Source organism: Pseudomonas sp. JL23 (assembly GCF_056933585.1).
In genome coordinates this window covers 6,274,190-6,286,169 of sequence record NZ_CM167795.1, presented here as the reverse complement: position 1 = coordinate 6,286,169, position 11,980 = coordinate 6,274,190, and the positions used below count along the sequence as shown (strand labels likewise).

At 60.6% G+C, this 11,980-nt stretch carries 5 protein-coding genes; 1 reads left to right on the top strand and 4 read right to left on the bottom strand.

The annotated features are described in order from the left end of the window. Window positions 1–191: 191 nt before the first annotated feature. The 4 genes from msrA to aceE all read right to left on the bottom strand — a co-directional run bounded on the left by msrA (window position 192) and on the right by aceE (window position 8,609). Window positions 192–854 (bottom strand): peptide-methionine (S)-S-oxide reductase MsrA, encoded by a 663-nt coding sequence (gene msrA, locus AC1Z24_RS28850; protein WP_483743698.1) that lies wholly within the window; start codon window positions 852–854, stop codon window positions 192–194. 177 nt (window positions 855–1,031) lie between these two features. After that, the gene (locus tag AC1Z24_RS28845) at window positions 1,032–3,725 is read right to left on the bottom strand and encodes a sensor domain-containing phosphodiesterase (protein WP_483743697.1); all 2,694 of its coding nucleotides are present in this window, start codon (window positions 3,723–3,725) and stop codon (window positions 1,032–1,034) included. Window positions 3,726–4,169: 444 nt separating this feature from the next. Then, on the bottom strand, window positions 4,170–5,795 hold the full coding sequence (gene aceF / locus AC1Z24_RS28840) for a dihydrolipoyllysine-residue acetyltransferase (protein WP_483743696.1): 1,626 nt from the start codon (window positions 5,793–5,795) through the stop codon (window positions 4,170–4,172). A gap of 168 nt (window positions 5,796–5,963) precedes the next feature. After that, window positions 5,964–8,609, bottom strand: coding sequence for a pyruvate dehydrogenase (acetyl-transferring), homodimeric type (gene aceE / locus AC1Z24_RS28835; RefSeq protein ID WP_483743695.1), 2,646 nt, complete (start codon window positions 8,607–8,609; stop codon window positions 5,964–5,966). A gap of 382 nt (window positions 8,610–8,991) precedes the next feature. Between aceE and glnE the strand changes: the two genes are divergently transcribed. Then, the gene (gene glnE, locus AC1Z24_RS28830; RefSeq protein WP_483743694.1) at window positions 8,992–11,940 is read left to right on the top strand and encodes a bifunctional [glutamate--ammonia ligase]-adenylyl-L-tyrosine phosphorylase/[glutamate--ammonia-ligase] adenylyltransferase; all 2,949 of its coding nucleotides are present in this window, start codon (window positions 8,992–8,994) and stop codon (window positions 11,938–11,940) included. Window positions 11,941–11,980: the final 40 nt, after the last annotated feature.

Sequence of the window (11,980 nt, the reverse complement as noted above, 5' to 3'; positions counted from 1 at the left end):
TTGATATGACGGGGAACAATAGAAGCGATGCAGCAGATCAGGCGTTGTTATTGATTGTCGGAGTGTGTCAGTGCCCTATGGGACCGGCTTTAGCCGGGAAGGGGGCATTTGTTACACCGCTGATCTTTGGCGTATGTGTGGACGTCTTCCCGGCTGAAGCCAGTCCTGAAAAATCAGCTCATAAATGCGGCTCAGTTCCCCGCCAGGCTCGGCGGCATGCACACGCCCGTTCCGCCAATACCGCAATAACCCTGAGGGTTCTTGGCCAGGTATTGCTGGTGGTAGGCCTCGGCAAAGAAGACGGTCGGGGCTTGGTCGATTTCGGTGGTGATCTCGCCGAGCCCGGCTTTGCTCAGTTCGGCCTGGTACACCGCGGCGCTGGCCTGGGCGGCGTCGAGTTGTTCCGGGGTGGTGCAGTAGATTACCGAGCGGTACTGGGTGCCGATGTCATTGCCCTGGCGCATGCCTTGGGTCGGGTTGTGCAGTTCCCAAAACATCGCCAGCAGTTCGTTGTAGCTGATGACTTCCGGCTCGTAGACCACCAATACCACTTCGCTATGGCCGGTCAGGCCCGAGCAGACTTCGTCGTAGGTCGGGTTCGGCGTGAAGCCACCGGCATAGCCGACCACGGTGCTGACCACGCCTTCTTTCTGCCAGAAGCGCCGTTCCGCACCCCAGAAGCAGCCGAGGCCGAAGATGGCGAAATCGACGTTGGCAGAGAACGGGCCCAATAGCGGGTTGCCATTGACGAAATGGGTTTCCGGCAAGGACATCGGGGTTTCGCGGCCCGGCAGGGCTTGTTCTTTGGTGGGCAGGACGTTTTTGTTCACAAGAATTTCCGAACGCAGGGCCATGAAGGATTCCTCTGGATGGGAGTCAGGCCTTGTGGGAGCGAGGCTTGCCCGCGAAGAGGCCGGTACATTCACCACATCTTCATGGCATGGGTAACCGCGTTCGCGGGCAAGCCTCGCTCCAACGAGGCTGAAGAGAGAGGGGTAGTTTGCCCGAAATATCCGGATACGGGAAAGCGGTCAGTCCGACGGCCCGCGTGGATAGCGGCGCAGTTTCTCGATCAGCTCTTCGCCGGGGATTGGCCGGTCGAACAGGTAGCCCTGGCCGACATCGCAGCGATGGCGGCGCAGGAAGGCCAGTTGGGCTGCGGTTTCGATGCCTTCGGCAACAACCTTGAGCTTGAGGTTGTGGGCCATGGCGATAACCGCCGAGGTGATTTCCATGTCGTCCTGATCATCCGGAATATCGCGGATGAAGCTGCGGTCGATCTTGATCACGTCGATGGGGAATTTCTTCAGGTAGCTGAACGACGAGTAGCCGGTACCGAAGTCGTCCATGGCCAGAGACAGGCCGAGCTTCTTCAGCGAATCGAGTTGCTGGCGGGTGTCTTCGGTGGCTTCGAGCAGCAGGCCTTCGGTGAGCTCAAGCTCGAGCAGCGACGGGTCGAGTTTTTCTTCCTTGAGGATGGCGGCAATCGAGGCCACCAGTTCCGGGTCGGAGAACTGTTTCGGGGACACGTTGATCGCCACCTGCAGGTTGCCGAAACCGGCGGCAGTCAGGGCCTTGCTCATGCGGCAGGATTCGCGCGCGACCCATTTGCCGATCGGGATGATCAGACCGGTCTCTTCGGCCACGCTGATGAATTGGTCCGGACGGATCATGCCCTTTTCCGGATGGTTCCAGCGCAGCAACGCTTCCATGCCCAGCAGGCGGCCGGTGAGCAGGCACAGCTTGGGCTGATAGAAGACTTCCAGTTCGTTTTGGGTCAGGGCGCGGCGCAGGTTGTTCTCGACGAACAGCTTGTAGCTGGCTTCGGCGTTGAGGGCTTCGGTGAAGACCTGGACCTGATGCTTGCCGTTGGCCTTGGCCTTGTGCAGGGCCAGGCCTGCGTTGCGCATCAGGGTCTGCGGATCGCGGCCATGCAGCGGCGCGCAGGCCAGGCCCACGGAGCCGGTGACGCTGATCAGCTGGTTGTCGACGAACATGGGCTTGTCGAGGGTCATCAGCACCTGGCTGGCGATGCGCTGCCCGGCTTCGGGGCCAGTGTGATCGAGCAATACGGCGAATTCGTTGCTGGCAAAGCGCGCCAGTACGTCGGTGGAACTGAGGCTGTTGCGCAGGCGCCGGGCCAGGCTGATCAGCAGTTTGTCGCCGGTCTGATGGCCGAGGCTGTCGTTGATGCGCTTGAAGTTGTCGATGTCGACCAGCAACAGGCTCATGGGCGTATCCGTATCCCGGGCGAAACGCTCGTCGAGATTGCGGATGAACGCCGGACGGTTGCCCAGGTTGGTCAGGTTATCGGTGTAGGCCAGGCGCTCGATGCGCTGTTGCGCCAGCTTGCTCTGGGTGATGTCTTCATAGATGCCGATGTAGTGGGTCAGCTCGCGATTATCGCCATAGACCTTGGAAATCGACAGCTGGCCCCAGTAGGGTTCCAGGTTCTTGCGGCGGCTCTTGAACTCGCCTTGCCAGCTATTGCTGGTGCTCAGGCTGGAGTTGGCGTCGAGCAGCAGCTCACTGAGGTTTTCCAGGGCCGGCAGCTCGGAGAGCTTGTGGCCGTGGACTTCGTCAGTGCTGTACTGGGTGATCGCGGTAAAGCTTGGGTTGACGTACTCGACCACGCCATCGCAGTTGACCAGCAAAAAGGCGTTGGCGCTTTGCTCGACCGCACGCTGGAACAGGTGCAGGGCGCTGGTTGCGCTGCGCCGGTTGCGGTTGTTGATGACCTGGGCGAAGTGGTCGGCCAGCTCACCGGCAAAGGCGATTTCATCCGAATGCCATGGGCGCGGCAGGCCTTTCTGCTCCAGGCAGAGTACGCCGACCACCTGGCCGTCGATACGAATGCTGGCGTCGAGAATGGCGCTGGTGTCGCTGGGCGTCAGGCCGTGGGCGATTTCCCGGGTGCGCGGGTCGTGCTCGAAATCGTTGGCGTCGATGGCGCGGCTGTTGTGCAGCGCTTCCAGATACGAAGGGTAGTGGCTGACATCAATGGGCTCGGCGACATGGTATTCGCCGCTGGCGAGGCTGAAACCGGCAATCGGCTCCAGCATCTGACCGTTGAGGTTCCAGACCCTGGCGCCGGCAATGTTGTAGATCTGGCAGGCGCTCTTGGTGATCAGTCGCGCGGCTTCCTGCACAGGATCATCAGTGCTGTAGCGATGACGTGCCAGACGCAGGATCAGGCCCTGCTGGGCGCGTACGCGCTCCAGGTGCTCGAGCTGTTCCTGTTGCGCGCGCTGATTGAGTTCCAGGGCGATCTGTAGACGGTTGTTCTGGGTTTCCAGGTCTGGAGCGGCGAGTGCGGCATTGGCATCGAACAATTCATCGACGACGATCAGATAGCCGCGCAGCAGCTCGCGGTTGTGCTGTTTGTAGCCTTCGCCGATTTCCAGGATACCCAGCGGGCCTCTGCCGGTATGCAGGGTGTAGCGGACCAGGTAATAAGGGGCGGTGGCCAGTTGCAGCTGCACGGCGTCGTGCTGGGCGTAGCGAGCTTCGGGTTCCATGAGGCTCGCGTAGGGCGAGCCGACCAGAGCGCAAAGCTCGACGGCAGGCATGCCGAACTGCTTTTCGCAGTTGGGGTCCAGGTACAGCAAGGCCCAATTGGCTTCATTCAGCCGTTCGAAACGCAGCATGCCGAGGCGCGAGGGCACCGGCAGTTGCGTCACTACCTCGGCAGCCGTTCTTCCGGCTGCATCGGGTTGGCTTTTCATGAAGAAACTCGCTTTCGGAATTCTGGTCGCGCGAGGGCGTAAGCCCGTTTCGAGGTCGCGTGTGGCAAGGTTGCATCATGCGGAGCGGGCTGACAAGTCGGCGCAATGGCTCAGTGCTATAAATGTGTCGGCCATTTGCGCCGGATCTAGAGCGCATTTGATCGGAACGCTGATGTCATAAGGCCTCTATGGGCGATGGCGGCGATTTGTCGCGGTAATATTCGAGGCAAAAAAAAGCCCCGCCAGACGGCGGGGTTGAGGTTCGAGCGTGGCAGCTCGGTGAAACAGTGAGGCGCATCCGTAGTCGGCGCAAATCCTGTGGGACCGGATTGATCCGGGAAGGCAGCTTCAAGGGCAATGCAGATGTATCGATCTTGCTGGCCTCTTCCCGGCTGAAGCCGGTCCCACAAAGGGCTGCCACACGGGCAGCCACAGGTATTGCGCTTACAACAGGATCGTACGGATATCAGCCAGCAGGTCGCTCAGACGCTTGGTGAAGCGTGCGGCGGCGGCGCCGTTGATGACGCGGTGATCGTAGGACAGCGACAGCGGCAGCATCAGCTTCGGCTGGAAGGCTTTACCGTCCCAGACTGGCTGCATGGTGGCCTTGGAAACACCCAGGATCGCCACTTCCGGCGCGTTGACGATCGGCGTGAAGCCGGTGCCGCCAATGTGGCCGAGACTGGAAATGGTGAAGCAGGCGCCCTGCATTTCATTGGCCGACAGTTTCTTGGTACGGGCTTTCTCGGCCAGTACAGCGGCTTCGGCGGCCAGTTCCAGCAGGCTTTTCTTGTCGACGTCCTTGATCACCGGGACCAGCAGACCGTCCGGGGTGTCGACGGCGAAGCCGATGTTGACGTATTTCTTGCGGATGACCGCTTTGCCGCTCGGTGCCAGGGAGGCGTTGAAGTCCGGCAGTTCCTTGAGCAGGAAGGCGCAGGATTTCAGCAACAGTGGCAGGATGGTCAGCTTGACGCCGGCTTTTTCGGCAACGACTTTCTGCGCGACGCGGAAGGCTTCCAGGTCGGTGATGTCGGCCTGGTCGAATTGCGTGACGTGCGGAATGTTCAGCCAGCTGCGATGCAGACCGGTAGCGCCCAGTTGCATCAGGCGAGTCATCGGCACTTCTTCGATTTCGCCGAAACGGCTGAAGTCGACTTCCGGAATAGGCTGGATGCCCATGCCGCCGCTGGCGCCGCCAGCGGCTGGAGCTTCCTTGGCCTTGTGCATCATGGCCTTGACGTAAACCTGCACGTCTTCCTTGAGCACACGACCGTGTGGGCCGGTGGCCGTGACTGCGCTCAGCTCAACGCCGAATTCGCGAGCCAGTTGACGTACCGCCGGGCCCGCATGGACCTTGGCGCCGTCTTTGGCCGGTGCAGCAGGTGCTGCAACAGGTGCCGGAGCAGCTGGCGCTTCAGCTTTTGCGGCAGGGGCGGCAGCCGGTGCCGGTGCGGCCGCAGCCGGAGCTGCTGCTGGCGCTGCGCCCGCGACTTTCAGTTGCAGGATCAGGTCGCCAGTGCCGACTTCGTCTTCGAGCTTGACGCTGATGCTCTCGACCACGCCCGCCGCTGGAGACGGAATCTCCATGGAGGCTTTGTCGGATTCCAGGGTGATCAGGGATTGATCGGCTTCGATGCTGTCGCCGACCTTGACCATCAATTCGATGATCTTGGCCTTGCCGGACGAGCCGATATCCGGCACATGGATGTCCTGCACGGTGGCAGCAGCAGGTGCGGCAGCCGGAGCAGGCGCAGCGGCCGGAGCCGGAGCAGCAGCAGGTGCGGCGGCAGCAGGAGCCGGGGCGGCAGCAGCGGCTGGAGCAGCGGCGGCTTCGCCTTCCACTTCCAGTTCGAACAGCTCGTCGCCTTCTTTCAGGCGATCGCCCAGCTTGACCTTCATGGCCTTGATGACACCGGACTTGGGCGCAGGAATTTCCATGCTGGCCTTGTCCGATTCAAGCGTCAGGACGCTCTGGTCAGCTTCGATGCGATCACCGACCTTGACCATCAACTCAATGACTTCACCTTCACCGTTGCCGATGTCGGGTACACGAATCAGTTCACTCACAATGTCTCTCCTTCGGAGAACCTGTTCATTCTCGGCTGCACTGCCTGAGGGTAGTTGCAACAAGACAGCTTGGGATGCTCATGACCCCGTAAAAACCTGGGGAAATTCCGCATCGTTCGGCTGTCTTGCGCCCTTGTGGCCGCGCGTTATGCGATGTTGACCAGACTCTTAGCAGTCCAGTGGGTTGCGTTTTTCCGGGTCGATGCCGAACTTGGTGATGGCTTCCGCCACTACTTTAGGTTCGATGTCGCCACGGTCGGCCAAGGCTTCGAGGGCGGCCAGCACGACGAAGTTGCGGTCCACTTCGAAGAAGTGACGCAGTTTCTTGCGGCTGTCGCTGCGGCCGAAACCGTCAGTGCCCAGGACTTTGTATTCCTTGGTCGGAACCCACTGACGGATCTGGTCAGCGAACAGTTTCATGTAGTCGGTCGATGCAATCACCGGACCTTTACGGCCGTTGAGGCACTCTTCAACGTAGCTCAGCGCTGGCTTCTGGCCAGGGTGCAGGCGGTTGTTGCGCTCTACCGCCAGACCGTCGCGACGCAGTTCGTTGAAGCTGGTAACGCTCCAGACGTCAGCGCCAACGTTGAATTGCTCACGCAGGATCTTCGCCGCTTCGCGAACTTCACGCAGGATGGTGCCCGAGCCCAGCAACTGAACGTGGTGCGCCGCTTCCTTGGTGTCTTCTTCGAGCAGGTACATACCCTTGACGATGGCGGCCTCGACACCGGCCGGCATGGCAGGTTGTACGTAGGACTCGTTCATCACGGTCAGGTAGTAGAAAACGTCCTGTTGCTCTTCGAACATCTTCTTCATGCCGTCCTGGATGATCACCGCCAGCTCATAGCCGTAGGTTGGATCGTAGGTGCGGCAGTTCGGGATGGTCGAGGCCAGCAGGTGGCTGTGACCGTCTTCGTGTTGCAGGCCTTCGCCGTTGAGCGTGGTGCGACCGGCAGTACCGCCGACCAGGAAGCCACGGGTGCGGCTGTCGCCAGCGGCCCAGGCCAGGTCACCGATACGCTGGAACCCGAACATCGAATAGAAGATGTAAAACGGGATCATCGGCTGGTTGTGGCTGCTGTACGAAGTGCCAGCAGCGATGAAGGAGGACATGGCGCCCGCTTCGTTGATGCCTTCTTCGAGGATCTGGCCCTTCTTGTCCTCGCGGTAGAACATCACTTGCTCTTTATCGACTGGCTCGTAGAGCTGGCCGACGGAGGAGTAGATGCCCAGTTGGCGGAACATGCCTTCCATACCGAAGGTACGGGCTTCGTCCGGGATGATCGGAACGATGCGCTGACCGACTTCCTTGTCCTTGACCAGTTGCGAGAGGATCCGCACGAAGGCCATGGTGGTGGAGATTTCGCGATCGCCAGTGCCGTCAAGGATGGCCTTGAGGGTTTCCAGTGGCGGGGTCGGCAGGCTGAAGCTGGAAGCCCGACGCTGTGGCACGAAACCACCCAGGGCGGCACGACGCTCGCTCAGGTAGCGGGCTTCGGCGCTGCCTTCTTCCGGTTTGAAGAACGGCAGTTTTTCCAGGTCGGCTTCGGACACCGGAATGTCGAAACGGTCACGGAAGCTGCGCAGGCTGTCGACGTCGACTTTCTTGGTGTTGTGTGCGGTGTTCTTCGCTTCACCGGCGCCGGTGCCATAACCCTTGATGGTCTTGGCCAGGACAACAGTCGGTTGACCCTTGTGGTTAACGGCCTGGTGGTAGGCCGCGTACATTTTGTACGGGTCGTGGCCACCGCGGTTGAGCTTCCAGATCTCGTCGTCGGACAGATCGGCAACCATCGCCTTGAGTTCAGGCGAGTTGAAGAAGTGTTCACGTACGAACGCGCCGTCTTTGGCTTTGTAGTTCTGGTACTCGCCGTCGATCACTTCGTCCATGCGACGTTGCAGGATGCCGTCGACGTCTTTGGCCAGCAGGGAGTCCCAATGACGGCCCCAGACCACTTTAGTGACGTTCCACTGGGCACCACGGAACACGCCTTCGAGTTCCTGGATGATCTTGCCGTTGCCGCGAACCGGGCCGTCGAGACGCTGCAGGTTGCAGTTGATGACGAAGATCAGGTTGTCGAGTTTTTCACGACCGGCCAGGGCGATGGCGCCCAGGGATTCCGGTTCGTCGGTTTCGCCGTCACCCAGGAAGCACCACACTTTCTGCTTGCCTTCCGGAATGTAGCCGCGATGTTCCAGGTACTTCATGAAGCGCGCCTGGTAGATCGCCTGGATCGGGCCCAGACCCATGGAAACGGTCGGGAACTGCCAGAAATCTTTCATCAGCCACGGGTGTGGGTAAGACGACAGGCCGTTGCCGTCGACTTCCTGACGGAAGTTGTTCATCTGCTCTTCGGTGATGCGGCCTTCCATGAACGCACGGGCGTAGACGCCCGGCGATGCGTGACCCTGGAAGTAGATCAGGTCGCCGCCGTGTTCGTCGGTCGGGGCCTGGAAGAAGTAGTTGAAGCCGATGTCATACAGCGTGGCACTGGAGGCAAAGCTGGAGATGTGGCCGCCCAGATCCGGGTCGTTCAGGTTGGTCTTGACGACCATGGCCAATGCGTTCCAGCGCACCAGCGAGCGAATGCGGCGTTCCATGAACAGGTCGCCAGGCATGCGTGCTTCGTGGGTGACAGGAATCGTATTGCGGTACGGCGTGGTGATGGCGTAAGGGAGTTGCGAGCCACTTCTGGTGGCGAGCTCACCCATACGGGTCATCAGGTAGTGAGCACGGTCTTCGCCTTCTTTGTCGAGAACCGATTCCAGGGCGTCCAGCCATTCCTGGGTTTCGACGGGATCGAGGTCTTGCATGGCTTGCTCCAGGGCGGAAAGGCTTCCAGAATCGGTTGCCTGAGTTTGCGACTGGCCTTGTGGGCAGACGACATAAATTCTTGGATGACCGGAGGTTGTACCGGCGTCGTGTAGTTTTACTACAAATCGTCGACCATTTCAGCCTTTCGAAAACTGTGGTCAGTAGTAAAACTACAGAGAAACGCTGAAAAAGCTCCTGTCCGCTTGTGAAAAAAAACGTTACCGTTGGTTGAAATGGTTCGCAATTAATAAAAAATCAATACTGGGTGCTGCCAAATTCGGTTTTTCAGCAATTTCTGACTTTTGTTCGACAGTCCGTCACGAAGCGTGAAACTTGCCATTGCAGCAGACAGCCCTTTTGCACGCCCATCAAGGATAGACCATGAGCCTACCTTCGCTGGCTGATATTCCAGCCATTCTGCTGCCCGTCGCGTCCCGCGTTCAACAATCGCTACGTACCGCTCTTGTAGCGCTCGAAGATGACAGCCTCGCGCTTTTCGACGCCTGGCCCGCTTCACGTCGCGCCGCCTGGGAGCGGGTCTGCGCGGCCAGTGACTTCGTTGCCGAGCAGTGCATTCGTGATCCGCGCATGCTTATCGAACTGGCTGAATCCGGCGAGCTGGAGCGCTCTTTCGCCGACGGCGAGATGCGCGCGCAGATTGCCAAGGCGACCACGGCCGCCGCTACCGAAGATGAGCTGGGGCGTAATCTACGTCGCCAGCGCACGCGCCAGCAAGTGAGGATTATCTGGCGCGATCTGACGCGTCAGGTTGATTTGGTGCAGACCTGTCGCGAACTGTCGGCCATGGCCGATGCCTCTATCGATCTGGCTTATCAATGGCTGTACGAGCGCCATTGCCAACAGTTCGGCGTGCCCACCGGGCGGCGCAGTGGCGAGCCACAACAGATGGTCATTCTAGGCATGGGCAAGCTCGGTGCAGTGGAACTGAACCTTTCGTCGGATATTGACTTGATCTTCGGTTATCCCGAAGGCGGCGAGACCGTTGGCGTAAAGCGGCCACTGGATAACCAGGAATTCTTCATCCGCTTGGGCCAGCGCCTGATCAAGGCCCTGGATCCGGTCACGGTCGACGGTTTCGTGTTCCGCGTCGATATGCGCCTGCGCCCTTATGGCTCGGCGGGGGCATTGGTGCTGAGCTTCAATGCCTTGGAACAGTACTATCAGGATCAGGGCCGCGACTGGGAACGCTACGCGATGATCAAGGCGCGTGTAGTGGGCGGTGATCAGGTTGCCGGGGCGCAGTTGCTGGAAATGCTGCGGCCCTTCGTCTATCGGCGCTACCTGGACTTTTCCGCCATCGAAGCGCTGCGCACCATGAAGCAGCTGATTCAACAGGAAGTACGGCGCAAGGGCATGGCCGACAATATCAAGCTGGGTTCCGGCGGCATTCGCGAGGTCGAGTTCATCGCCCAGGCCTTCCAGCTGATTCACGGTGGCCGCGACCTGAGCCTGCAACAACGCCCCTTGCTCAAGGTGCTCAAGACCCTCGAAGGCCAGGGTTATCTGCCCGGCGCGGTCACTGACGAACTGCGCGAAGGCTACGAATTCCTGCGCTATACCGAACACGCCATTCAGGCGATTGCCGACCGCCAGACCCAGATGCTGCCCGACGGCGACCGGGATCAGGCGCGCATTGCCTTTATGTTGGGTTTCCCGGACTGGGCCAGCTTCCACGAAAAACTCATGTACTGGCGTGGCCGGGTCGACTGGCACTTCCGCCAGGTCATCGCCGACCCGGATGGCGAAGATGCTGCGCAAGATGAAGCGGAGATCATCGGCGGTGAGTGGTTGCCGCTGTGGGAAGAGTCCCAGGATGAAGAAAGCGCCTGTCGGCAGTTGACCGAGGGTGGCTTTGTCGACGCGGCCAAGGCCCTCAAGCGCCTCACCGATCTGCGCCACAGCCCGCAATTGCGCGCCATGCAGCGCTTGGGGCGAGAGCGCCTGGATGCCTTTATTCCGCGCCTGCTGGCCCAAGCGGTGGAGCACGATAATCCGGACCTTGTGCTTGAACGGGTGCTGCCCCTGGTCGAGGCCGTAGCGCGGCGTTCGGCTTATCTGGTGCTGCTCACGGAAAACCCCAATGCCCTGCGCCGCCTGCTGACGCTATGCGCCGCCAGCCCATGGATTGCCGAACAGATCGCCCGCTTCCCGCTGCTGCTCGACGAACTGCTCAATGAAAGCCGTCTGTTCAGCCCGCCCCAGGCCCTTGAACTGGCGGCGGAGTTGCGCGAGCGTCTGACCCGGATCCCGGAAGACGACCTCGAACAGCAGATGGAAGCCCTGCGCCACTTCAAGCTGGCCCACGGCCTGCGCGTTGCTGCGTCGGAAATCACCGGCAGCCTGCCTTTAATGAAAGTCAGCGACTACCTGACCTGGCTGGCCGAGGCGATTCTGGAGCAGGTGCTGGCCCTGGCCTGGAATCACTCGGTCGCTCGCCACGGCACCCCGGCGCGGCCTGATGGCAGCTTGTGCGACCCCAGTTTCGTGATTGTTGGTTACGGCAAGCTGGGCGGCATCGAACTGGGGCATGGCTCGGACCTGGATCTGGTCTTCATCCACGACGGCGATGCCCAGGCCGAGACCGATGGCGCCAAGCCCATCGATGGCGCGCAGTTCTTTACCCGTCTGGGCCAGCGCATCATTCATATGCTCACCACCCAGACCAACTCCGGGCAACTGTATGACGTCGATATGCGTCTGCGTCCGTCCGGCGCATCGGGCTTGTTGGTAAGTTCCTTGGGCGCATTTTCCCGCTATCAGGAAAACGAAGCCTGGACCTGGGAGCATCAGGCACTGGTGCGGGCGCGGGTCTTGGTCGGCAGCCCGGATGTGCGGGCGGCCTTTGAAGACATTCGCGCGCAGATCCTCGGCCGCGAGCGGGATCTGGCCAAGCTGCTTCAGGAAGTCAGCGAGATGCGCGCCAAGATGCGCGACAACCTCGGCACCAAGGGCACGACAGCCGGGACCGGGGCCAACGCCTTCCTGGCCACTGCGGCCTTTGATCTCAAGCAGGATGCCGGTGGTATCGTCGATATCGAATTTATGGTGCAATACGCGGCTCTGGCGTGGTCCAGGGAACACCCGGCACTGCTGCGTTACACCGATAACATTCGCATTCTGGAGACGCTGGAGCAGCTTGGTTTGATGGCCGAAGCCGATGCCAGCCTGCTGCGCGAGGCCTATAAAGCCTACCGCTCCGCCGCCCACCGCCAGGCCCTGCAGAAAGAGGCCGGCACCGTGCGCGGTGACCAGTTCGAGGTCGAGCGGCGTGAGGTGATGCGGATCTGGGCGGGGATGGGGTTGAGCTGACCTTGCCTTCATTCCTGTGGGACCGGCTTTAGCCGGGAAG

Bases quoted from the DNA above. Each gene is read 5' to 3' on its own strand.
- msrA (WP_483743698.1), bottom strand. From the start codon at position 854: ATGGCCCTGCGTTCGGAAATTCTTGTGAACAAAAACGTCCTGCCCACC.
- aceE (WP_483743695.1), bottom strand. From the start codon at position 8,609: ATGCAAGACCTCGATCCCGTCGAAACCCAGGAATGGCTGGACGCCCTG.
- glnE (WP_483743694.1), top strand. From the start codon at position 8,992: ATGAGCCTACCTTCGCTGGCTGATATTCCAGCCATTCTGCTGCCCGTC.
- AC1Z24_RS28845 (WP_483743697.1), bottom strand. From the start codon at position 3,725: ATGAAAAGCCAACCCGATGCAGCCGGAAGAACGGCTGCCGAGGTAGTG.